The following is a 22,530-nucleotide window of genomic DNA, read 5'->3' on the forward strand; positions in this document are numbered from 1 at the left end:
ATTAAGAGTGGAGCGTAACCATTTGTTATCACAGTGCGAGTCTGGCGAATAACTCCTGATGCTCCGCCGTCATCCGTCGTCGATTTGCCGCTGCCACCAAGGCAAAACCGAACAACCGAAACCCGGTGGCAGCGACGACACCTCTTCACGACACCTCTTACCTGGACAGCAACACCCCTTTACAACACCCCTTAACCTGTACAAGACGCCATGAGCAACCCGGAACCCAGCAACCACGCTGGTTGCAGCGACGACACCGCTTCACGACACCTCTTGCCTGGGCGGCAACACCCCTTTACGACACACCTTATCCTGCACAAAGCATCCTGAAAAAACTGAAACCCAGCCACCATGCGGGTTACAGCGACGACACCCCTTCACGACACCCCTTCGACCAAATCGGCAGTTCCCCTCTATGTGAGGTGAACCGTCAGACTCCCATAAGCAAGAGAGGTGGTGTGAGCATGCTTTTTTGAAACGTGTCGCGCAGCGGATATGAGCGGTACGCTGGATGCTTTGGAATTCAATCAGCCAAGTGCTGGCGGAAAGGAAACTCAGGAGAATTAAATCCTTGGGATTGGCACAGCAGGTGAGAAGCTGAATGCAGCGCAAATCATCAACCCAGAAGGAGCAAGATATGGACTCAATTGAGCTACTCGTTTACGCGGTCATGGGCGTACTCGGCACGTTGGGAGTGGTGGCGGTGATTGGCTATAAAATCGCTGCTCATCTCGATAAGAAACATCACACCGACTGATCAGGCAGGCACCTGCATGAACGTATTGCGCTGGTTTGGGATTCGTCAGCGCTCGGGCAATCTTCAGGCATGTGAGCCCTGCGCTTCGGCAAACCGCTCACCGCGGTCAGGCTGGCCCAGGTGCGCAGCGCTTCGCGCCGCGAGCGCACCGGCAGCCAGCGCGAGCCGGCGCCGCCCAGGCGAATGGCCAGGCCCCATTTGTCGCCGTGACGACTGACCAGGGCCTCGCGTACGGCACCACTTTCCAGCATGACGCGCAGTGCGTCTTCGTGAATGCCTTCACGCATCGTAGGGCAAGCGCTGGATTTGGTCAGCCGCCACGGCCATGGCCACACACGCCATTCGATCGCTCTGAATTCCAGTGATGACCCCAGCATCGCGTAAGCCCAAGGCATACCCCTCGGCACGCCCGGCCGCTTCCATCACCACATGCGTAAGGGTGCCTTCGATGATCTTAACCAGCATGGCCTCCCACCGTGCCGTCTGCCCGCTGCTCAGCCCCAACATAGCGTCATACGCGGCGAGAGAACTCAATATATTGCTGTCGGCCAGATCGTTCGAATCGTTCGACATAAGTCGGAGCCTTTTTGAGTGAGAGGTGGTCTGCACGTCAAACCACATACCCGGTGAAGGGTAGGCCAGCCCCCACCCGAGTGGTAACCGCCCGGCGCAAAAAAGCCCACCGGCGTGGGCTTGGATGACGGGTGCCATTTAACAAATGTCCCGTTACGTGCAGTGTCGGTTCGCAAAGCGACTTTGCGAAGTCGCGGATCGAGTTAGGGGTTTGGGGAGCAACGGAACAGAAAGTGCACTTAAGCCTAGCGCCTGCCCGCAAACCCTTGTGGCGTCTGGTGAGTTCGGGAAAACCATCCTTTTGTCGAACCCCGGCAGGCACTGACGCCAGGCCGTCCCAACGCATGAAAAGCAGTGCAGAAAAGTCGTTCAGCAAAACAAAGTCTGGATAACCGCGCCTGTTTTCGGCAGCGGCGAACCCTAGGGAAACTCTGAAAAAGACTTCCAGATTTGGTGAAATACGCACCTCACACGAACAGAACGGTTGAGCCCCGATGAAACAGATGTCCTTCGCCGATGCCGAATACGCCGGCAAACGTAAGCAAACCCGACGTGAGCGCTTCCTGATCGAGATGGATCAGGTCGTGCCCTGGAAGGGTTTGATTGCCTTGATCGAGCCGTATTATCCGAAGGGTGAAGGCGGTCGTCCGGCGTATCCGTTGCTGGCGATGTTACGGGTTCATCTGATGCAAAACTGGTTCGGCTACAGCGACCCGGCGATGGAAGAATCGCTGTATGAAACGACGATCCTGCGCCAGTTCGCGGGGCTGCATCTGGATCGAATTCCTGACGAAACCACGATCCTCAACTTCCGCCGCTTGCTGGAAAAACATGAGCTGGCGGGTGGGATTTTGCAGGTTATCAACGGTTATCTGGGCGACCGTGGATTGATGTTGCGCCACGGAACGATTGTGGATGCGACGATCATTCATGCGCCCAGTTCAACCAAGAACAAAGACAAAAAACGTGACCCCGAGATGCATCAGACCAAGAAAGGAAATCAGTACTTTTTTGGAATGAAGTCTCACATTGGCGTGGACGCTGATTCGGGGTTGGTTCATAGCGTTGTCGGTACGCCTGCCAACGTGGCGGACGTGACGCAAGTGGATCAACTGCTTCACGGGGAAGAAGTTCACGTCTGTGGCGATGCTGGTTACACCGGCGTGCAGAAGCGCCCAGAACATCAGGATCGCAAGATGATCTGGTCGATTTCTGCGCGGCCCAGTTCGTACAAAGAGCATGGCAAAGACACGGTGATCGGTAGTGTGCTACGCGGGATTGAGTATGCGAAAGCGCAAGTCAGAGCCAAGGTTGAGCATCCGTTTCGAGTGATCAAGCGCCAGTTTGGCTATACGAAAGTGCGCTTTCGTGGTCTGACGAAAAACATCGCTCAACAGACGACGTTGTTCGCCTTGTCGAACCTGTGGATGGTGCGAAAACGATTGTTGAATGCAGGAGAGGTGCGTCTGTAATGCGGGCTAATCGCCCTGAAACAGCGCGATTAGAGGAAAAAACATGAATTAAAGACAGGAAAGGTCTGGTTTTCGACCGAATAAGCGTTTTTTGAACCTCAAGCAGAGAGGGCATCAAAAATCGCTGGGTACTTCAGACCTTCCCTAGCTAAGCCTTATGTTGGTTTTTGGTTCCGTTGCTCCCCAAACCCCTTTTACGGCCTGGAAACGCCGGTAGGGGTGGCTTGCAGGCAGAGGGACTTTTTGCCCTTAGCCTTACTGCCACTAGGGTTCTAGTAGTCTCTAGCTCTAGTGGTAACACAAGAAAGCAAATCCCAAGGAAGGGGCGTGCGAATGCCTCAGCCGCTATTCCTGGCCCGGCTCGAGATGGTTCAGCACCTTGTTAAAGCTAACCTACGCGAAGTTATGGCCGCAGTACCTGCATATTATTGCTGCAGCCTTCACCTGCTCTGCACATTTAGGACAGTTTTTCCCGTTTCCAGACACTCCGGAGGCCATCCCTTCAGATACTGAACGAAGTTCATAAGTCACAGACAGCGCTCCGTCCGGCTTGACAATTAGCATATAAATAAATACCAAAAACCCGACAAAAACAAAGCACAAAAGAATGGCGAGTACAAACGCTCCAGCACCATAGGATCCCGTAGTCCAAGATTGGGCCGTTGGGAAGTAGCCATACGCTGCCATCTTGCTGGCATCAACTTGAAAGGCTGCTGACGCCAGTTGCTGGTCGCCTTGATATGTTTTTACAATGATTTTATTTGATGACGAAAAACCGTCCGACATATCCAGCTTAAAAGACTCCCTGATTTTTTTATGTTTTCCCGACTCCAACCTCCATCTTCTGACGCAAGGTTCTTATACCCGCGCTCAGTCATTTTCACTGCTATATCGAAATCGGAATACTCACTTTTCACAAAGGAAGCAATTAAATTAATCTGCTTATTTGTATGAGCATCTTTAACGTAAGTTTTCATAATGCCCCTTTATTTTATTTCGGCGTAACGCCCAAGGCAAGTGACACCAGAGTGCGAAGCACAAATGGAACTAATGACTTAAATCGCTCCAATTACGCGCATTTTGACTCTCCGTTTAGCTCCGCTGCGTTGGTTCCTGCCATTCAGTTCAGCACACCCTATGGATAATTCAATAACGGCTGCCGCCAGGCGGGACAGCGATGTTAGGCCAGCCCCCGGCAGACTGGCCACCAGGCCGGCCTGCACTTGTGCGCTCGCCAATCAGCGACCGCTCAAAATCAGCAATCCCCGCGAAGATCGTCAACACCATCCGCCCAGCTGTGGACGTTGTGTCTCCCCAGGGTTCAGCCAGCGAGCGTAGCCCGGCGTTGATTTCCTTGAGCCTTTCTGCAATGTGTAGAAGGTCAGTTGTCGACCGGGCTCCTCGATAGATGCATTTTCCACCTATCGGGGTGTCTGGGGAAATTAGACCACTGCACAAGTTTGACAGTCAGAATCGGAACGAAAGTCGCGACCCTACGCAAATTTCATGTCTGCTGACTAACCAAACACTGGCAGATTTTACGTAGCAACGCAGACTTCAAAACGGTGTATGCGTTTTTACACACTCTGGACCCAAAGTGGACGATGAGCTGTCGCGTCAGAGCGGCGAATTATTAGACGAATAGCCGCTCAACGTTTCGCTCGGGATTTCGAATTGGGGGCAACGCGTTTTTGACCCTACGCAGATGCTTGTGAAGCTCGCGTTAGAGTTCTGTGTTTATGTTTAGCTGTGGGTAATTCTGAAGAGAATGAGAAGCTAAGCTGCTTTCTGTGATGGAGCGTAGGCTCGCCGGAAGGAGGAGAGACGCCGGAGTGAAAAACCATCGAAGGCTCAAGCCCTCGATGGTTCGGTAACGTCTGATTTGACAAAGGTCGTTTCAGTCTAGCTGAAGAAATTTCAGAAGACGTTGAAAAACTACGGACTATTAAATCAATCCCAGCTCAAAGCCCATCCCGTCTGATACTCAATAACCTGCGTCTCAAAGCAGTTCTTCTCTTTCTTCAGTCCATGATTTCGCTAATCCATGGAGACGGGTTGGTCGTCCTCGGATAAGGTTGGCGTGGCCAAGCCCAATGGAAGTTAATGGTCAGAACGATGCAAGCACGTGGTCAACTGCGCTGCAATTACGCAGGCAGTTGGATGTGAAACATAGTCCTCTGTGGACAGTTTCGTTCCAAAGTCTAATGACTTCATTTTATTTTCTAATGAGCACCGAAGGCTGAGTAGAGGGTAATTGCTATAGTCTGTGTAAACCAAAAGTTTACAGTGGCGACCATGGAAACCTTCAGCAGTATCGAATGCTTCGTCCGTAGCGCAGAGGTCGGCAGCTTTGCCGAGGCCGCGCGGCGCTTGAGTCTGACCCCGGCAGCGGTGGGCAAGAGTGTCGCCAAGCTGGAAGCGCGGCTCGGTGTGCGATTGTTCCAGCGCAGCACCCGCAGCCTGACCCTGACCGAGGCCGGCCAGCTGTTTCTTGGTGAGGTCAGTGCCAGCCTGCATACCATTCAAAACGCCGTGGCCAATCTGGCCAGCGCCGAAGGGCGCCCGGCGGGGACATTGAAAGTCAGCATGGGCACGGTGTTCGGGCAGTTGTATATCGTGCCGCTGCTGGGGGAGTTTTTGCGCCGCTTTCCGGCGATCAGCCCGGATTGGCATTTCGATAACCGTCAGGTCGACCTGATCGGCCAGGGCTTCGATGTCGCGATTGGCGGTGGCTTCGAGCTGCCGCAAGGGGTAGTGGCGCGCAAACTGACGCCCGCCCATCGGGTGTTGGTGGCCTCAAAGGATTATCTGGCGCAGCGCGAGACGATTACCGAGCCGGATGACTTGCGGCATTACGACGGAATTCTGATTCGCTCACCGCAGACCGGACGGGTCCGTTCCTGGCAATTGACCAATCGCAGCCAGCAACACAGCCCGCTGACACTCAAGGCGCGGATGACCATGAGTGATTCACAAGCCGCTTGCGCCAGTGCCGCGCAGGGGCTGGGCATCGCCTTGGTGAGCATGCCGTTCGCCGTGAATTACCTGAATGCCGGCACTTTGCAGCGGGTGTTGCCGGATTGGTATGTCGACGACGGCAATATCTCGATTTACTACGCTGAGCATAAGTTGCTGCCGGGCAAGACCCGGGCGTTTGTCGATTTCATCATCGAGCAGTTCGCCGAGCAGCAGTTGGGGCAGAGGTTTAGTGCCCTTTGAGCAAGTCTTTAGACCGAGTCGCAGCCATCGCGAGCAAGCTCGCTCCCACACTGGATCTCCTGTGTATTACAGATAGTGCACACACCGACGATCTAATGTGGGAGCGAGCTTGCTCGCGAAGGCGGTATAACAGCCAACCAGGATGTTGAATGTTATGACCTCTTCGCGAGCAAGTCGGATCGCCGCACCGCCGCTCCCACAGGAGGGTTACGCTTTGCTGATGATATTCCCGGCATGCAGCCCGCATTCTTTCTGCGTGGCTTCCTCCCACCACCAGCGACCTTCACGTTCGTGCTGGTTCGGCAGGACAGGGCGGGTGCAGGGCTCGCAGCCGATGCTGATGAAGCCACGCTCGTGCAGGCTGTTGTAAGGCAGCTCGAGCATGCGGATGTAGCCCCAGATCTCTTCACTGGTCATTTGCGCCAGCGGGTTGAATTTGTAGAGGGTGCGTTCCGGGGTGGAGAAGGCGCTGTCGATTTCCAGCACGGCAACCTGGCTGCGAGTGCCGGGGCTCTGGTCGCGGCGCTGGCCGGTGGCCCAGGCGCTGACGGTAGAGAGTTTGCGCCGCAGTGGCTCGATCTTGCGGATACCGCAGCATTCGCCATGACCGTCCTTATAGAAGCTGAACAGGCCTTTTTCTTTCACGAAGGGTTCAAGCTTGCTTTGATCAGGCGATACCAGCTCGATCTCGATCTTGTAGTGCTCGCGGACCTGCTCGATGAACCGGTAAGTTTCCGGGTGCAGGCGGCCGGTGTCGAGGCTGAAGACCTTGACGTTTTTGTTCAGTTTCCAGGCCATGTCCACCAGCACCACGTCTTCCGCGCCGCTGAAGGAAATCCACAGGTCGTCACCGAACTGGGCGAAGGCCAGTTTGAGAATGTCCTGCGCAGATTTGTTGGCATAAGTCACGGCGAGTTCAGCGACGTCAAATGGTTGGCTCATCAGGGCGGTTTCCTACGGGTCGGTGGCGCTATGCGCTCTATATGCTGACGATGGTAACAAAAACCTGTGGCGGCTGGCGCGCTCCTCCGCGTTGCGCCATTCAGAGCGAGTCGCTAGAGTTCGGCTGTCCTTTTACATGCTCGACTCAATAATCAATACAAATGGGAGTGTCTTGTGGAAATTGCCTGTCTCGACCTGGAAGGTGTGCTGGTCCCGGAAATCTGGATCGCCTTCGCCGAAAAAACCGGGATTGAATCCCTCAGGGCAACCACTCGGGATATTCCCGATTACGACGTGCTGATGAAGCAGCGCCTGCGGATTCTTGATGAACACGGCTTGAAGCTGTCGGATATTCAGGAAGTGATCGCCACCCTCAAGCCGCTGGACGGCGCGATTGAGTTCGTCGATTGGCTGCGCGAGCGGTTTCAGGTGGTGATTCTTTCGGACACTTTTTATGAGTTTTCTCAACCGCTGATGCGTCAGCTGGGTTTCCCGACTTTGCTTTGCCATCGCTTGATCACCGATGAGACGGGTCGGGTGAGCGGCTATCAACTGCGCCAGAAAGACCCCAAGCGCCAATCGGTGCTGGCGTTCAAGAGCCTGTACTACCGGGTTATTGCGGCCGGTGACTCATACAACGACACGACAATGCTGGGCGAGGCCGATGCGGGGATTCTGTTCCATGCACCGGAAAACGTGATTCGCGAGTTCCCGCAATTTCCGGCGGTGCATAGCTTTGCCGAGCTCAAGCAGGAGTTTCTGAAGGCTTCGAATCGCGAGCTGAGCCTCTAACTTACGATGAGGTCCTGTGGGAGCGGGCTTGCCCGCGAAGCGAACACCGCGTTTTTTCAGGTATTGCGCGTTATCGTTCTTCGCGGGCAAGCCACGCTCCCACAGGTTCTGCGCCTTAACTGACTAGCATTAGGGCTTGCCCCCCTCGCCACAAAAAGCGTTGCCCATTCAAAGATTCTGCAACGTCTCCAGCAACACCTTCACCTTGGTGATGGATTCCTGATACTCGGCCTGCCAGTCCGAGTCCGCGACGATCCCGCCACCGCCCCAGCAGCAAACCTGCCCATCCTTGACCAGTAGGCTGCGGATGGCGATGGAGCTGTCCATTTCCCCGCGTACATCCAGGTACAGCAACGAGCCGCAATACAGCCCGCGCCGCGTGGGCTCAAGTTCGTCGATGATTTGCATGGCGCGAATTTTCGGTGCACCAGTGATCGAGCCACCGGGGAAGCTGCCGGCGATCAGGTCGAAGGCATCTTTATCGTCCGCCAACTCGCCGGTGACGCTGCTGACCAGATGATGCACGTTCGGGTAGCTTTCCAGGCTGAACAGCTCCGGCACCCGCACTGAGCCGATGCGGCAGGTACGGCCCAGATCATTGCGCAGCAGGTCGACGATCATCAGGTTTTCCGCACGGTCCTTGGCGCTGGCCAGCAGTTCGGCAGCGTTGGCCACGTCCTCGGCAGCGTCCTTGCCCCGAGGCCGGGTGCCTTTGATCGGGCGGGTTTCCACGTGGCGCTCACTGACTTTGACGAAGCGCTCTGGCGACAGACTCAGCACGGCACCGCCCTCGGGCAGGCTTTGATAGCCGGAGAAGGGCGTCGGGCAAGCCGCTCGCAGGGCGCAATAGGCCGTCCACGGATCGCCTTGGCATAGCGCACGGAAGCGTTGGGCAAAGTTGACCTGATAACAGTCGCCGGCCTGGATGTAATGCTGGATGCGCACAAAAGCTTGCTGATAGTCGCCGGGGCTTAGATCAGGGCGCATCTCGCCGTTCAATTTGAACGGGCCGGGTATCGACTGCGCAGGCTGGCTGAACAGCTCGATAAGCCGCTGACGTTCGGTGTCGGCCAGGCTTGGGTGAAACACTAGTTGGCTGGTGCTTGTCAGGTGATCGCTGATCAGCGCCCAGTTGTACAGGCCCAGCCGCGCATCGGGTAATTGCAAATCATCGCGGGCCTGGTTCGGCAGGGTTTCCAGGTGGCGGCCGAAGTCATAGCTCAGATAGCCGATCAAGCCGCCGACGAAGGGTAATTGATGGGGTTCTGGCAGGCTTGCGTGACCCAGTTGGCCAAGGCTGTTGCGCAGGCGCTGAAGAAAGCCATTGCCGCTTTCATTAGGCAAAACCGCGAGCTGTTCCAGCGGCCAGGCGCTGAGCAGATCATAGCGCCCGCGTTCGGCGCTCGGGCGGCCGCTGTCGAGCAGCACGGCACCGGGGGCAAGACGAATCGCCGCGAAATACTCGGCAGGGTTGGCGCGATAGGGGAGCGGGTGTACGGAGCAGGTCAACATGCGGGGCAGATCAGTCATCGGTGCGCGGCTGGCGATTGTAGTCCCCCGCAGGGTTTGCTCCTAGAGGGGATGTCGGGAAGAGATACATCAAGGGAGGACTGGCTCGAACTTTGTGGCGAGGGAGCTTGCTCCCGCTGGGTCGCGAAGCGGCCCTAAAACCTGCAATCGCATTTTGGCAGGCACACCGCATTCACAGGTTTTGCGGCTGCTGCGCACCCGAGCGGGAGCAAGCTCCCTCGCCACAGGTCTCAGCCTTCAACCACTGGAATATGCCCAAACAATTCCTGCGCGAATTTCACGCGTTCTTCCGGGGTTTCGATGATGCCTTTGGCCTTCAGCTCTTCCAGGCGTGCTTCCACGGCATGGGTGCGCAGGGTCAGGCCGCAATCGTTGGCGATCTGGATGTTCAGGCCGGGGCGGGCGTTGAGTTCGAGAATCAACGGGCCCTTATCCTGATCCAGCACCATGTCGACACCGATATAGCCCAGCCCGCACAGCTCGTAGCAACCGGCCGCCAGCTTCATGAAACCGTCCCAGTAGGGCAGTTGCACGCCGTCCACCGCGTTGGTGGTGTCCGGATGTTTGGTGATGATGTTGTTCAGCCAGGTGCCGCGCAACGTCAGGCCGGTGGCCATGTCGACGCCAACGCCAATGGCGCCCTGGTGCAGGTTGGCCTTGCCGCCGGACTGGCGGGTCGGCAGGCGCAACATGGCCATCACCGGATAACCCATCAGCACGATGATGCGGATATCCGGCACGCCTTCGTAGCTGATGCTTTTGAAGATCTGGTCCGGGGTCACGCGGTACTCGATCAGTGCCCGGTCACGGTGACCGCCCAGGGAATACAGGCCGGTCAGGATGCTGGAAATCTGATGTTCGATTTCCTCATGGCTGATGATCTTCCCGGACACCGTGCGATAACGGCCTTCGAAGCGGTCGACGATGACCAGAATGCCGTCACCGCCGGCACCTTGGGCCGGCTTGATGACGAAGTCGTTGCGCTTGCCGATGATCGCGTCGAGGTTGTCGATTTCCTTCTCGGTGGAGATCACCCCGTACAACTCCGGCACATGGATGCCGGCCTTGATCGCGCGCTCCTTGGTGATGATCTTGTCATCGACAATCGGGTACAGGCTGCGCTTGTTGTACTTGAGCACGTAGTCCGCATTACGCCGATTGATCCCCATGATGCCCCGGGCTTCCAGGGCCTTCCAGGTTTTCCAGAGGCCGAACATCAGGCTTCAGCCTTCTTCAGGAAGGCTTTGAAACGCACCAGCTCGGTCAGGCGGTAGCCGCGATAGCGACCCATGGCCAGCATGAAGCCGACCATGATCAACAGGATCGCCGGGAAGGTGAAGACGAAGTAGATCAGTTCCGGCACGCTCATGATCAAGTGCGCCAGGGAAGCGGCGAACAGTGTGCCGATGGCGACTTTCATCGCGTGGCCGGCGCCACGTTCTTCCCAGGTGATCGACAGACGTTCGATGGTCATGGTCAGAATCACCATCGGGAACAGCGCGACCGACAACCCGCGTTCCAGCCCAAGCTTGTGGCTGAACAGGCTGATGGCGGCGATCAGCACCACCACGAAAGTCAGTACCACCGACAACCTTGGCAGCATTTGCAGCTTCAAATGCTCAAGGTAGGAACGCAGCGACAAGCCCAGCGCGGTAATAACGGTGAACAGCACGATACCGAAGCCCAGTTGCGTCTCGCGAAAGGCCAGGGCGACCAGTACCGGGGTGAATGTGCCGAGGGTCTGCAGGCCGATCAGGTTGCGCAGGATCAGGATCACCAGCACGCCGATCGGAATCATCACCATGATCATGAACGTTTGCTGGGTTTCCAGCGGCAGCCCGTACAACGAGTAATCGAGGAAGCTGGCGTTAGAGCTCTCGTCGGTCAGCTTGGCCAGGCGAATGGCGTTCATTTCGCTGTTGTTCATGCTGAACGTGACGGTGGCTTTCTTGCCGCCATCGACGGTGATCAGGTTGTCATCGCCGGTCCACCACAGCAGACGGTCGGTGGGCAGACCCTGTTCGCCGGTTTCCGGGTTGAAGTACAGCCAGTCGGTACCGTTAAAACTACGCAGCCACAGCTCCGGGGTTTGTGGCTGATCAGCCACCAGGCGAATGGTATGGACCTTTTCCACCGGCACATGGGCGGTGGACAGCAACAGTTCGACGATTTGCGCCTTGTGCAGCGTCGACGGATCGCCGGCCAGCAACAGTTTGACATTGTCGTCGTTGAGGTTGTTGACCCGTTTGATGGCTTCGCCGATGAAGGTTTCGACGTCTGCCGAGTGCTGGCGAATCGGCGCGAGCAAGGCCTCGATGGCAATTTTTTCCGGGCCTTCGACGGCGATGCTGTCGCGGAAGGTCGGGCCTTTGACCTTGGATTTTTCGCCGCTGTAACGCTTGGTCAGCACCAGGCGGTAATACAGCGTCTGGTTGCCCTTGGCGCGGCGTGCGGACCAGGTGACCTTGCGGTTGCCGTCGACGCGGTTGACGGCCACGCCGTAGTTATTGGAGATAAAGCTTTCGTTGAGGCTGACGTAATCGCGGTTCAGTGGCGGCACGAACATCTGGATCTTGACCGGGTCTTTGGCACTGGCGACGAACTCGACCTTGGCGTCGATGTTCCACAAGTCGTCGGTGGCGTCTTCGGTCACGGGAATACCTAGCACGAAAATCTGATAGGCCGTGACTGATATACCCAGCACCACCAGGATGGCGATCAGGAATTTCAGATGAAGGGTAAGAGAACGCATTGGAATTACTCTGCGGTATGAGCGTCGGTGGCGCAGGCGGGTTTGCCAGCAGCGTATTTAAGACTGGGGTCGACCAGCGCATCAAAGCGCTTGAGCGCTTCGGAGCCGATCAAAAGTGGATATTGGAATGCACTTCGGTCGGTCAAGTTCACTTCAATACTGCGTAAAGCGCTGCCCATGCAGATATCCAGGGCTATCACCGGGCGCGCGGTGTAGGTCTTTTCTTCGTCGGGGTCGTAATCGCCGGCGCGGCGCTTGATCTTACTGACCCGCGCCAGTGGCCGTTCAATCGGGTGTGAATGGGCGGCGTCGATGGCCAGATAGAAGCGCACCCAGGACTCGCCATTGCGTTTGAAACGCTTGATGTCGCGAGCACTGAGGGAAGCGGTTTTGGCGCCGGTGTCGAGTTTGGCCGCGACTTCCAGATTGATCCCGGCAAGCGTCGCGTATTCATTCAAGCCGTAAACGGTCTTCTCGGCGGCAGCGCTCACACCGGGCAAGCAGAAGAGTAGGCAGAGCAATGTGAGGAAGGGCTTGAGTCTCATAAATCCTGGGGGCGTCGCAGTGCGATCTTCGGTTCAAGGCGACTGGCATTGCTGCGCAAGCTCCTTCGTATGCCTGCCATACAAAGATGACAGGCAAATGCGGGCGGCATTCTAGCATGCTGGTTTCATGGCGCCAGCGCTCAAGGTCGGTAATAAACCGAGGTGCTGCGTCGTTATGGTGCAAAGGGTTATTAGACGATTGTCGACAATATCTATTTTTACGTTGACTGAATCCGCCTGATTAGCTAGTTTTTGTCGTATTGTTTTTCAAGGTGTCGACAATATGCTGGATCAACTCGATCCCCCGGTGATAGCGCAGGACGATTCGGAGACCCTTTCCGAGAACGTCTTTCGGCGTATCCAGGCGGCCATCGTCAAGGGTGAAATCGCCCCGGGCAGCAAGATCTCCGAACCGGAACTGGCGCGCACCTATGGCATCAGCCGCGGGCCATTGCGCGAGGCGATCCACCGTCTGGAGGGCCAGCGGCTGCTGGTGCGCATCCCCCATGTCGGTGCACGGGTGGTCTCTCTCAGCCACGCCGAATTGATCGAACTCTATGAAATCCGCGAATCCCTGGAAGGCATGGCCTGTCGCCTGGCCGCCGAACGGATGACCAGCGAAGAAATCGACGAACTGCGTCGGGTCCTCGAGACCCATGAGCGCGACGCGGCGTTTCAGGCAGGTGTCGGCTATTACCAGCAGGAAGGCGATTTCGACTTTCACTACCGAATCATTCAGGGCGCCGGCAACCGCACCCTGACCCAGATGCTCTGCGGTGAGCTGTACCAGTTGGTGCGCATGTACCGCATCCAGTTTTCCGCCACGCCCAATCGCCCACGTCAGGCCTTTGCCGAACACCACCGGATTCTCGACGCCATCGCCGACCGTGACGGCGAACTGGCCGAGTTGTTGATGCGCCGTCACATCGGCGCTTCCAAACGCAATATCGCGCGTCACTACCAGGACAGCGCCAACCCGACAGCCACTCCACGAGGTGAGTCATGAGTTCCAACAAGAGCACTCCAGGCCAGCGTTTCCGCGATGCGGTCGCCAGCGAGCATCCTTTGCAGGTAGTTGGCGCGATCAACGCCAACCACGCGCTGCTGGCCAAGCGCGCCGGATTCAAGGCGATCTATCTGTCCGGTGGCGGGGTGGCTGCCGGCTCCCTCGGCGTGCCGGATCTGGGCATCACCGGTCTGGATGACGTGTTGACCGACGTACGGCGGATCACTGACGTTTGCGATCTGCCGCTGCTGGTGGACGTGGACACCGGTTTTGGCTCCTCGGCGTTCAACGTGGCGCGTACCGTCAAGTCGATGATCAAGTTCGGCGCGGCGGCGATTCACATCGAAGACCAGGTCGGTGCCAAGCGCTGCGGTCACCGCCCTAATAAAGAGATCGTGTCGCTGCAGGAAATGGTCGACCGGATCAAAGCCGCCGTCGATGCCCGCACCGATGACAGCTTCGTAATCATGGCCCGTACCGACGCCCTGGCGGTGGAAGGTCTGGAGTCTGCCCTGGATCGCGCCGCGGCGTGCATCGAGGCCGGCGCCGACATGATCTTCCCGGAAGCCATCACCGAACTGGACATGTACAAGCTGTTCGCCAGCCGCGTGAAAGCGCCGATCCTGGCCAACATCACCGAATTCGGCGCGACGCCGCTGTACACCACCGAGCAACTCGCCGCTGCCGACGTGTCGCTGGTGCTGTACCCGCTGTCGGCCTTCCGCGCGATGAACAAGGCTGCGGAAAACGTCTACACCGCGATCCGCCGCGACGGCACGCAACAGAACGTCATTGACACCATGCAGACGCGCATGGAGCTGTACGACGCCATCGATTACCACGTGTTCGAGCAGAAGCTCGATGCGTTGTTTGCGTCGAAGAAGTAAAGATCACGAATCGATGTCACCCATGTAGTTGCCGATTCCCTAACAAATTCAAGATTGGAGAGAGCAATGGCCGAAGCAAAAGTATTGAGTGGCGCCGGCCTACGGGGCCAGGTCGCCGGGCAAACCGCACTGTCCACCGTGGGACTGGAGGGCGCAGGCCTGACCTATCGCGGCTATGACGTTCGCGAACTGGCCGCCGAGGCACATTTCGAAGAAGTGGCGTACCTGCTGCTGTACGGCGAACTGCCGACCCAGTTGCAGCTGGCAGCCTATATCGAGAAACTGAGCAAGCTGCGCGACTTGCCGCAAGCCTTGAAGGAAGTACTCGAGCACATTCCTGCCGACGCTCACCCGATGGACGTGATGCGCACTGGCGCCTCGTTCCTGGGCAATATCGAGCCGGAGAAAGATTTCTCTGCGCAACACGACGTCACCGACCGGATGCTGGCCGCGTTTCCGGCGATCATGTGTTACTGGTATCGCTTCAGCCACGATGGCAAACGCATCAACTGCGTGACCGATGAAGAATCCATCGGTGGGCATTTTCTGCACCTGCTGCACGACAAGAAGCCGAGCGAGTTGCACGTCAAGGTCATGAACGTTTCGCTGATCCTCTACGCGGAACATGAGTTCAATGCCTCGACCTTCGCCGCCCGAGTCTGTGCATCGACCTTGTCGGACATGTTCTCCTGCGTGACGGCTGCTATCGGAACCCTGCGCGGCCCGCTGCACGGCGGCGCCAACGAAGCAGCGATGGAAATGATCGAGCGCTTCAAGTCTCCTGAAGAGGCCATCAAAGGCACCCTCGGCATGCTCGAGCGCAAAGAAAAAATCATGGGCTTCGGCCACGCGATCTACAAAGACAACGATCCGCGTAATGAAGTGATCAAGGGCTGGTCGAAGAAGCTCGCCGATGAAGTGGGCGACACGGTGTTGTTCCCGGTCTCCGAAGCCATCGACAAGACCATGTGGGAGCAGAAAAAGTTGTTCCCCAACGCCGACTTCTACCATGCCTCGACGTACCACTTCATGGGCATTCCGACCAAGTTGTTCACGCCGATTTTCGTCTGCTCGCGCCTGACCGGCTGGGCCGCTCATGTGTTCGAACAGCGCGCCAACAACCGCATCATCCGCCCGAGCGCCGAGTACGTTGGCGTCGAACAGCGCAAGTTCGTGTCAATCGAACAACGCTGAATGGTGGGTGCTTAACGCGCTGGTTGCTGGATGAACCGGGGACCACTGTGGGAGCGGGCTTGCCCGCGAAGACGGACTGACATCCAACATTGATGTCGACTGACACACCGCTTTCGCGAGCAAGCTCGCTCCCACAGTAAACCGAGTTCACTTCAGTTCCAGTGCCAGGCCCCACCCTTTGAAACTACCGTGACCGAGTCCTGACGATGAACACTGAATTCCGTAAACCGCTGCCCGGCAGCCATCTGGATTACTTCGACGTCCGCGCGGCAGTCGATGCCATCCAGCCTGGCGCCTACGACACCCTGCCGTACACCTCCCGCGTGTTGGCGGAAAACCTGGTGCGCCGTTGCGACCCGGCCACGCTCACCGATTCCCTGAAGCAATTCATCGAACGCAAACGCGACCTCGACTTCCCATGGTTCCCGGCGCGTGTGGTGTGCCATGACATTCTTGGCCAGACCGCCCTGGTGGACCTCGCCGGCCTGCGCGACGCCATCGCCCTGCAAGGTGGCGACCCGGCCCAGGTGAACCCGGTGGTGCCGACGCAATTGATCGTCGACCACTCCCTGGCCGTTGAGCGCGGCGGCTTTGATCCCGAGGCGTTCGAGAAGAACCGCGCCATCGAAGACCGTCGCAACGAAGACCGTTTCCACTTCATCAACTGGACCAAAAAAGCTTTCAAGAACGTCGACGTGATCCCGCCGGGCAACGGGATCATGCACCAGATTAACCTGGAGAAAATGTCGCCAGTAATTCAGGTGCGCGATGGTGTGGCGTTCCCTGATACCTGCGTCGGCACCGACAGCCACACCCCGCACGTCGATGCGCTGGGCGTGATCGCCATCGGCGTCGGCGGTCTGGAAGCCGAGAGCGTGATGCTCGGCCGAGCTTCCTGGATGCGTCTGCCGGAAAGCGTCGGTGTTGAACTGACCGGCAAGCTGCAACCGGGCATCACGGCCACCGACATGGTGCTGGCGTTGACCGAGTTCCTGCGTAAACAGAAAGTGGTCGGCGCGTGGCTGGAGTTCTTTGGCGAAGGGGCATCAAAGCTGACCCTCGGCGACCGCGCAACCATCTCCAACATGGCCCCGGAATACGGCGCCACGGCGGCGATGTTCTACATCGACCAGCAGACCATCGACTACTTGAAACTCACCGGTCGTGAAGACGAGCAGGTGCAGCTTGTGGAGCTTTATGCCAAGACTACGGGCCTGTGGGCCGACAGCCTGAAGGGCGCGCAATACGAGCGTGGGTTGACCTTCAACCTGTCCTCGGTGGTGCGCAACATGGCCGGCCCGAGCAACCCGCACGCCCGCGTCGCGACGTCGGATCTCGCCGCCCAAGGCATCTCCGGCCAGTGGAATGAAGTGCCCGGGCAGATGCCGGACGGCGCGGTGATCATTGCCGCCATCACCAGTTGCACCAACACCAGCAACCCGCGCAACGTCATCGCCGCCGGTCTGTTGGCGCGCAATGCCAACAAGCTGGGGCTGACCCGCAAACCGTGGGTCAAATCGTCCCTGGCACCGGGTTCGAAAACCGTTGCGTTGTACCTGGACGAGGCCGGCCTGACCAGTGAGCTGGAGCAACTCGGTTTCGGCATCGTCGCTTTCGCCTGCACCACTTGCAACGGTATGTCCGGAGCGCTGGATCCGGCGATCCAGCAAGAAATCATCGACCGCGATCTGTACGCCACCGCCGTGTTGTCCGGTAACCGCAACTTCGACGGCCGGATCCACCCGTACGCCAAGAACGCGTTCCTCGCTTCGCCGCCGTTGGTAGTGGCTTACGCCATCGCCGGCACCATCCGTTTCGACATCGAAAAAGATGTGCTGGGCCTGGACGCCGACGGCAAGGAAATCCGCCTGAAAGACATCTGGCCGAGCGACGAAGAGATCGACGCGGTGGTCAAGGCCTCGGTCAAGCCGGAGCAGTTCCGCCAGGTCTACATTCCGATGTTCGCCATCCACGAAGACACCGGTCCCAAGGTCGAGCCGCTGTACGACTGGCGTGAGATGAGTACCTACATCCGTCGTCCGCCGTACTGGGAAGGCGCACTGGCCGGTGAGCGTCCGCTCAAGGGCATGCGCCCGCTGGCGGTGCTGCCGGATAACATCACCACCGATCACCTGTCGCCATCGAACGCGATCATGCTCGACAGCGCCGCCGGCGAATACCTGGCGAAAATGGGCTTGCCGGAAGAGGACTTCAACTCTTACGCCACGCACCGTGGCGACCATTTGACCGCGCAACGCGCGACCTTCGCCAACCCGAAACTGTTCAACGAAATGGTCCAGGAAAACGGCAAGGTCAAGCAGGGTTCGCTGGCTCGCGTCGAGCCGGAAGGCCAGGTCATGCGCATGTGGGAAGCCATCGAAACCTACATGGAGCGCAAGCAGCCGCTGATCATCATCGCCGGCGCTGACTACGGTCAGGGCTCGTCCCGGGACTGGGCGGCCAAGGGTGTACGTCTGGCGGGCGTTGAGGCCATCGCTGCCGAAGGCTTCGAGCGCATTCACCGCACCAACCTGGTGGGCATGGGCGTGTTGCCGCTGGAATTCAAACCGGGCACCGACCGCAAGACCTTAGGGCTAGACGGCAGCGAAACCTACGACGTGATCGGCGAACGTATCCCGCGTAGCACGCTGACCCTGGTGATCAACCGCAAGAACGGCGAGCGGGTCGAAGTGCCGGTCACCTGCCGTCTGGATACCGCCGAAGAAGTCTCGATCTATGAGGCCGGCGGTGTACTGCAGCGTTTCGCCCAGGACTTCCTCGAAACGGCTGTTGCTGTCTAACGCGACATGCGGCGGCGGGATGCCAACGTCCCGCCGCCGCTTATAAGGAAAAAACATTCCATGGCCCACGTACCCCAGATCAAGATTCCCGCCACCTATATGCGCGGCGGCACCAGCAAAGGCGTGTTCTTCAGCCTGCAAGACCTCCCCGAGGCCGCTCGGGTTCCGGGCGCGGCCCGCGATGCACTGTTGCTGCGGGTGATCGGCAGTCCCGACCCTTACGACAAGCAGATCGACGGCATGGGCGCGGCGACCTCGAGCACCAGCAAGACGGTCATCCTGTCCAAAAGCACCAGGGCGGACCACGACGTCGATTACCTGTTCGGTCAGGTCTCCATCGACAAGCCCTTCGTCGACTGGAGCGGCAACTGCGGCAACCTCTCTGCGGCGGTCGGGGCATTCGCCATCAGCAGTGGTCTGGTAGACGCCAGTCGTATCCCTCAAAACGGCGTAGCCACCGTGCGCGTCTGGCAGGCCAACATCGGCAAGACCATCATCGCCCACGTGCCCATCACCGACGGCGCGGTGCAGGAAACCGGTGACTTCGAGCTCGACGGCGTGACCTTTCCTGCTGCCGAAGTCCAGCTCGAATTCATGGACCCGGCTGCCGAGGAGGAGGGCGCGGGCGGTTCGATGTTCCCTACTGGCAATCTGGTTGATGATCTGGAGGTGCCAGGCGATGTTGTGAAAGGGGGAACGCTCAAGGTGACCATGATCAATGCCGGGATCCCGACCATCTTTGTCGATGCAGATGCCATCGGCTACACCGGTACCGAGTTGCAGGGCGACATCAACGGCGACCCCAGGGCGCTGGCGATGTTCGAGACCATTCGCGCCCACGGCGCATTGCGCATGGGCCTGATCCAGCACCTCGATGAAGCCGCCAAGCGCCAGCACACGCCCAAGGTCGCCTTCGTCGCCAAGCCTGCCGATTACCTCGCGTCCAGCGGCAAGCCGATTTCTGCGGGTGATGTGGATCTGCTGGTGCGTGCACTGTCCATGGGCAAGCTGCACCACGCCATGATGGGCACGGCCGCTGTGGCCATCGGCACTGCCGCGGCGATTCCGGGCACGCTGGTGAACCTCGCCGCTGGCGGCAGTGCCCGCAGTTCGGTGCGCTTCGGCCACCCCTCGGGCACCCTGCGCGTAGGCGCCGAAGCCAGCCTGGTGGATGGCGAATGGAAAGTGAACAAAGCCATCATGAGCCGCAGCGCGCGGGTGTTGATGGAAGGCTGGGTGCGTGTGCCGGGTGATGCTTTTTGATCCGAATCCTGAGATAAACACAAAACCCTGTGGGAGCGAGCTTGCTCGCGATAGCGGTGTAATAGGCAATGTTGATGTCGACTGACACGCCATCATCGCGAGCAATCGAGCGTCGACCGGCTGCTCCCACATTTGATCTCCATTTCCAAAATAAGAAAGTAGTAACCGACTGAGATTGCCCCTGAACCGAGGTCCCATCAACGAACCACTGACCGAGTGAATCGAACATGAGCGCCAACGTCGACCTGAACAACCGCCCCGACTACGACACTGTCCTGCAGGACATTGCCGACTACGTCCTGAACTTCAAGATCGAGTCTGCGCAGGCGCTCGACACCGCCCGCAACTGCCTGATGGACACCCTCGGCTGCGGCCTGCTGGCGCTGCGTTTCCCTGAGTGCACCAAGCACCTGGGGCCCATCGTCGAAGGCACCGTGGTGCCGTTCGGCGCTCGCGTGCCAGGCACCAGCTACCGCCTTGACCCGGTCAAGGCTGCCTGGGACATTGGCTGCATCGTGCGTTGGCTCGACTACAACGACACCTGGCTGGCCGCTGAATGGGGTCATCCGTCCGACAACCTCGGCGGCATTCTCGCGGTAGCCGATCACCTGTCGCAGAAACGTGTGGCCAATGGCGATGCGCCGTTGACCGTTCGCGTTGTGCTGGAAGCGATGATCATGGCCCACGAGATCCAGGGCGTGATCGCGCTGGAAAACTCCTTCAACCGCGTCGGCCTGGACCATGTGATTCTGGTGAAAGTCGCTTCGACCGCGGTCACCGCAAAGATGATGGGCGCCAACCGCGAGCAACTGCTGTCCGCGCTGTCCCACGCGTTCGCCGATGGTCAGGCACTGCGCACCTACCGTCACGCGCCGAACGCCGGTTCGCGTAAATCCTGGGCGGCAGGCGATGCGTCCAGCCGTGGCGTGCGTCTGGCGGACATCGCCATGCGCGGCGAAATGGGCATCCCGGGCGTGCTGACAGCAAAGCAGTGGGGTTTCTACGACGTGCTGTTCAGCCACACCAACAAGGATCTGGCGCTGAAAACTGCAGACCAGCGCACATTCAGCCTCTCACAGAAATTCGGCACCTACGTGATGGAAAACGTGCTGTTCAAAATCAGCTTTCCGGCCGAGTTCCACGCGCAAACCGCCTGTGAAGCGGCCGTGACCCTGCATCCGCTGGTCAGGAATCGTCTCCACGAGATCGACAAAATCGTCATCACCACCCACGAATCGGCAATTCGCATCATCGCCAAGGTCGGCCAACTGGCCAACGCCGCGGACCGCGACCATTGCATCCAGTACATGACCGCCGTACCGCTGGTCTTCGGTAACCTGGTGGCCGAGCAGTACGAAGACGACTTCCACGCGGCTCACCCGATCATCGACGTGCTGCGGAACAAAATGGTCATCGTCGAAGACCCGCGCTACACCCGCGAATACCTGGAAGCCGACAAGCGTTCCATCGCCAACGCCCTGCAGGTGTTCTTCAAGGACGGATCGAGCACCGAGCAGGTGGTGGTTGAGTACCCGATCGGCCACCGCCGTCGCCGCGCCGACGGCATTCCGTTACTGGAAGACAAGTTCAAGGCCAACCTGGCAACCCGGTTCACCGCTCAACGTTCGGCTGAAATCTTTGCCCTGTGCAAGGATCAGGTGAAGCTTGAGGCCACGCCGGTCAACCGGTTCGTTGATTTGTTCGTGATCTAAACATAAAGGCCAAAGGGCTATCGAACGGCGGCACGATCGGCGCTGGAGGTGGGGAATGAGTTGCTTAAGTGCTTGAAGTGACACCGAGTCGACTTCATCGCGAGCAAGCTCGCTCCCACATTTGATCTGTGTTTGCCACGGATCTCGTAACGACACGGTCCAGTGTGGGAGCGAGCTTGCTCGCGATGGCGGTCTGACAGGTGATACAAAATTACTTGAACCGCCGCTCCACGCCTTTCTCCACCAGAATCTTCGCCGAAATCTCTTCCACCGAGAAATGCGTGGAATTGATGTGCGCGATGTTTTCGCGGCGGAACAGATTCTCCACTTCCCGCACCTCGAATTCGCACTGGGAATAGCTCGAGTAGCGGCTGTTGGGTTTGCGCTCGTTGCGGATGGCGGTGAGGCGATCCGGGTCGATGGTCAGGCCGAACAGCTTGTGCTGGTGGGCGCGCAGGGCGGTGGGCAGTTGCAGGCGCTCCATATCGTCTTCGGTCAGCGGGTAGTTGGCCGCGCGGATGCCGAATTGCATGGCCATGTACAGGCAAGTCGGGGTTTTACCGCAGCGCGAGACGCCCACCAGGATCAGGTCGGCCTTGTCGTAATAGTGCGTGCGGGCGCCGTCGTCGTTGTCGAGGGCGAAGTTCACCGCCTCGATACGCTCCATATAGTTGGAGTTATGATCGATGGAGTGGGATTTGCCGACCGAATACGACGAATGCTCGGTCAATTCCAGCTCCAGGGGCGCGAGAAAGGTCGAGAAAATGTCGATCATGAAACCATTTGAGGTTGCGAGGATCTCACGAATGTCCTGATTGACGATGGTGTCGAAGATGATCGGCCGAAATCCGTCCTTTTCGGCGGCATTGTTGATTTGTTGTACCATGGCCCGCGCTTTATCCACGCTGTCGATGTACGGCCGCGTGACTTTGCTGAAGGTAATATTTTCGAATTGCGCCAACAGGCTTTGACCGAGGGCCTCGGCTGTAATGCCCGTACCGTCGGAGATAAAGAAAGCGGATCGTTTCATTTGCGCCTTGGGCCTTAAGCTAGTGACGATTCTTGGATATGATAGGCGCGATTTG

The 22,530-nt window shown here is 58.3% G+C and carries 19 protein-coding genes and 2 pseudogenes; 10 read left to right on the forward strand and 11 right to left on the reverse strand.

Annotation, left to right across the window (positions count from 1 at the left end):
• The first annotated feature begins 601 nt into the window (after positions 1–601).
• Positions 602–757, forward strand: coding sequence for a hypothetical protein (locus tag AC3I0A_RS09235; protein ID WP_489377391.1), 156 nt, complete (start codon positions 602–604; stop codon positions 755–757).
• Here AC3I0A_RS09235 and AC3I0A_RS09240 read toward each other — a convergent pair.
• Both AC3I0A_RS09240 and AC3I0A_RS09245 read right to left on the reverse strand, forming a co-directional pair.
• Positions 745–1,044: a hypothetical protein gene (locus AC3I0A_RS09240; RefSeq protein WP_489377393.1), complete on the reverse strand. Its 300-nt coding sequence runs from the start codon at positions 1,042–1,044 to the stop codon at positions 745–747. The two genes, AC3I0A_RS09235 and AC3I0A_RS09240, sit on opposite strands and share 13 nt — an antisense overlap.
• On the reverse strand, positions 1,037–1,330 hold the full coding sequence (locus AC3I0A_RS09245; protein ID WP_489377395.1) for a hypothetical protein: 294 nt from the start codon (positions 1,328–1,330) through the stop codon (positions 1,037–1,039). The genes AC3I0A_RS09240 and AC3I0A_RS09245 overlap by 8 nt, the downstream gene beginning before the upstream one ends.
• A 494-nt stretch (positions 1,331–1,824) precedes the next feature.
• Between AC3I0A_RS09245 and AC3I0A_RS09250 the strand changes: the two genes are divergently transcribed.
• Positions 1,825–2,802, forward strand: a complete 978-nt coding sequence (locus AC3I0A_RS09250) for an IS5 family transposase (protein ID WP_489377235.1) — start codon at positions 1,825–1,827, stop codon at positions 2,800–2,802.
• 393 nt (positions 2,803–3,195) lie between these two features.
• Here the strand turns inward: AC3I0A_RS09250 and AC3I0A_RS09255 are convergent, their stop codons facing one another.
• The 3 genes and pseudogenes from AC3I0A_RS09255 to AC3I0A_RS09265 all read right to left on the reverse strand — a co-directional run.
• Complete coding sequence (locus AC3I0A_RS09255; protein ID WP_489377396.1) at positions 3,196–3,636, reverse strand: hypothetical protein; 441 nt, start codon at positions 3,634–3,636, stop codon at positions 3,196–3,198.
• Positions 3,637–3,993: 357 nt separating this feature from the next.
• Positions 3,994–4,206 (reverse strand): annotated as a pseudogene (locus AC3I0A_RS09260) (recombinase family protein); the annotation flags it as partial.
• A gap of 546 nt (positions 4,207–4,752) precedes the next feature.
• Positions 4,753–4,883: pseudogene (locus tag AC3I0A_RS09265) on the reverse strand (ribonucleotide-diphosphate reductase subunit beta); the annotation flags it as partial.
• Positions 4,884–5,097: 214 nt separating this feature from the next.
• Here AC3I0A_RS09265 and AC3I0A_RS09270 point away from each other — a divergent pair.
• Positions 5,098–6,021 (forward strand): LysR family transcriptional regulator, encoded by a 924-nt coding sequence (locus AC3I0A_RS09270; RefSeq protein ID WP_489377397.1) that lies wholly within the window; start codon positions 5,098–5,100, stop codon positions 6,019–6,021.
• 207 nt (positions 6,022–6,228) lie between these two features.
• Here AC3I0A_RS09270 and AC3I0A_RS09275 read toward each other — a convergent pair whose 3' ends face one another.
• Positions 6,229–6,963 (reverse strand): phosphoadenylyl-sulfate reductase, encoded by a 735-nt coding sequence (locus tag AC3I0A_RS09275; protein WP_489377398.1) that lies wholly within the window; start codon positions 6,961–6,963, stop codon positions 6,229–6,231.
• Between the two features lie 174 nt (positions 6,964–7,137).
• Between AC3I0A_RS09275 and thrH the strand changes: the two genes are divergently transcribed.
• On the forward strand, positions 7,138–7,755 hold the full coding sequence (thrH, locus tag AC3I0A_RS09280; RefSeq protein WP_489377400.1) for a bifunctional phosphoserine phosphatase/homoserine phosphotransferase ThrH: 618 nt from the start codon (positions 7,138–7,140) through the stop codon (positions 7,753–7,755).
• Between the two features lie 168 nt (positions 7,756–7,923).
• Here thrH and pabB read toward each other — a convergent pair whose 3' ends face one another.
• The 4 genes from pabB to rloA all read right to left on the reverse strand — a co-directional run bounded on the left by pabB (position 7,924) and on the right by rloA (position 12,582).
• Positions 7,924–9,267, reverse strand: a complete 1,344-nt coding sequence (pabB, locus tag AC3I0A_RS09285; RefSeq protein ID WP_489378460.1) for an aminodeoxychorismate synthase component I — start codon at positions 9,265–9,267, stop codon at positions 7,924–7,926.
• A gap of 248 nt (positions 9,268–9,515) precedes the next feature.
• Positions 9,516–10,502 (reverse strand): alpha-L-glutamate ligase-like protein, encoded by a 987-nt coding sequence (locus AC3I0A_RS09290; protein ID WP_489377402.1) that lies wholly within the window; start codon positions 10,500–10,502, stop codon positions 9,516–9,518.
• Positions 10,502–12,037, reverse strand: coding sequence for an osmotic stress tolerance membrane protein RloB (gene rloB, locus AC3I0A_RS09295; RefSeq protein WP_489377403.1), 1,536 nt, complete (start codon positions 12,035–12,037; stop codon positions 10,502–10,504). The genes AC3I0A_RS09290 and rloB overlap by 1 nt, the downstream gene beginning before the upstream one ends.
• Before the next feature lie 5 nt (positions 12,038–12,042).
• Positions 12,043–12,582, reverse strand: coding sequence for a retropepsin-like aspartic peptidase RloA (rloA, locus tag AC3I0A_RS09300; protein WP_489377405.1), 540 nt, complete (start codon positions 12,580–12,582; stop codon positions 12,043–12,045).
• A gap of 286 nt (positions 12,583–12,868) precedes the next feature.
• On the opposite strand from rloA, the gene AC3I0A_RS09305 reads away from it, so the two are divergent.
• The 6 genes from AC3I0A_RS09305 (at position 12,869) to prpD (ending at position 21,445) form a co-directional block, all read left to right on the forward strand.
• Entirely contained in the window at positions 12,869–13,588 is a 720-nt protein-coding gene (locus AC3I0A_RS09305; RefSeq protein ID WP_489378461.1) for a GntR family transcriptional regulator, read from the forward strand.
• Entirely contained in the window at positions 13,585–14,475 is an 891-nt protein-coding gene (gene prpB / locus AC3I0A_RS09310; protein ID WP_489377406.1) for a methylisocitrate lyase, read from the forward strand. Before AC3I0A_RS09305 ends, prpB begins: the two co-directional genes overlap by 4 nt.
• 66 nt (positions 14,476–14,541) lie before the next feature.
• Positions 14,542–15,669 (forward strand): bifunctional 2-methylcitrate synthase/citrate synthase, encoded by a 1,128-nt coding sequence (gene prpC, locus AC3I0A_RS09315; protein ID WP_489377408.1) that lies wholly within the window; start codon positions 14,542–14,544, stop codon positions 15,667–15,669.
• Positions 15,670–15,875: 206 nt separating this feature from the next.
• Positions 15,876–18,470, forward strand: a complete 2,595-nt coding sequence (gene acnD, locus AC3I0A_RS09320; protein WP_489377409.1) for a Fe/S-dependent 2-methylisocitrate dehydratase AcnD — start codon at positions 15,876–15,878, stop codon at positions 18,468–18,470.
• Positions 18,471–18,530: 60 nt separating this feature from the next.
• Positions 18,531–19,733: a 2-methylaconitate cis-trans isomerase PrpF gene (gene prpF / locus AC3I0A_RS09325; protein ID WP_489377410.1), complete on the forward strand. Its 1,203-nt coding sequence runs from the start codon at positions 18,531–18,533 to the stop codon at positions 19,731–19,733.
• Between the two features lie 227 nt (positions 19,734–19,960).
• On the forward strand, positions 19,961–21,445 hold the full coding sequence (gene prpD / locus AC3I0A_RS09330; RefSeq protein WP_489377411.1) for a 2-methylcitrate dehydratase: 1,485 nt from the start codon (positions 19,961–19,963) through the stop codon (positions 21,443–21,445).
• A gap of 211 nt (positions 21,446–21,656) precedes the next feature.
• Here prpD and ppsR read toward each other — a convergent pair whose 3' ends face one another.
• The gene (gene ppsR / locus AC3I0A_RS09335; RefSeq protein WP_489377412.1) at positions 21,657–22,475 is read right to left on the reverse strand and encodes a posphoenolpyruvate synthetase regulatory kinase/phosphorylase PpsR; all 819 of its coding nucleotides are present in this window, start codon (positions 22,473–22,475) and stop codon (positions 21,657–21,659) included.
• Positions 22,476–22,530 lie beyond the last annotated feature (55 nt).

This window comes from Pseudomonas sp. KH_024_B2 (assembly GCF_057839965.1).

Bases quoted from the DNA above. Each gene is read 5' to 3' on its own strand.
- pabB (WP_489378460.1), bottom strand. From the start codon at position 9,267: ATGTTGACCTGCTCCGTACACCCGCTCCCCTATCGCGCCAACCCTGCC.
- AC3I0A_RS09290 (WP_489377402.1), bottom strand. From the start codon at position 10,502: ATGTTCGGCCTCTGGAAAACCTGGAAGGCCCTGGAAGCCCGGGGCATC.
- prpC (WP_489377408.1), top strand. From the start codon at position 14,542: ATGGCCGAAGCAAAAGTATTGAGTGGCGCCGGCCTACGGGGCCAGGTC.
- acnD (WP_489377409.1), top strand. From the start codon at position 15,876: ATGAACACTGAATTCCGTAAACCGCTGCCCGGCAGCCATCTGGATTAC.
- AC3I0A_RS09240 (WP_489377393.1), bottom strand. From the start codon at position 1,044: ATGCGTGAAGGCATTCACGAAGACGCACTGCGCGTCATGCTGGAAAGT.
- rloA (WP_489377405.1), bottom strand. From the start codon at position 12,582: ATGAGACTCAAGCCCTTCCTCACATTGCTCTGCCTACTCTTCTGCTTG.
- AC3I0A_RS09270 (WP_489377397.1), top strand. From the start codon at position 5,098: ATGGAAACCTTCAGCAGTATCGAATGCTTCGTCCGTAGCGCAGAGGTC.
- prpD (WP_489377411.1), top strand. From the start codon at position 19,961: ATGAGCGCCAACGTCGACCTGAACAACCGCCCCGACTACGACACTGTC.
- AC3I0A_RS09245 (WP_489377395.1), bottom strand. From the start codon at position 1,330: ATGTCGAACGATTCGAACGATCTGGCCGACAGCAATATATTGAGTTCT.
- rloB (WP_489377403.1), bottom strand. From the start codon at position 12,037: ATGCGTTCTCTTACCCTTCATCTGAAATTCCTGATCGCCATCCTGGTG.
- ppsR (WP_489377412.1), bottom strand. From the start codon at position 22,475: ATGAAACGATCCGCTTTCTTTATCTCCGACGGTACGGGCATTACAGCC.
- prpB (WP_489377406.1), top strand. From the start codon at position 13,585: ATGAGTTCCAACAAGAGCACTCCAGGCCAGCGTTTCCGCGATGCGGTC.
- prpF (WP_489377410.1), top strand. From the start codon at position 18,531: ATGGCCCACGTACCCCAGATCAAGATTCCCGCCACCTATATGCGCGGC.
- AC3I0A_RS09275 (WP_489377398.1), bottom strand. From the start codon at position 6,963: ATGAGCCAACCATTTGACGTCGCTGAACTCGCCGTGACTTATGCCAAC.
- AC3I0A_RS09250 (WP_489377235.1), top strand. From the start codon at position 1,825: ATGAAACAGATGTCCTTCGCCGATGCCGAATACGCCGGCAAACGTAAG.
- AC3I0A_RS09235 (WP_489377391.1), top strand. From the start codon at position 602: ATGCAGCGCAAATCATCAACCCAGAAGGAGCAAGATATGGACTCAATT.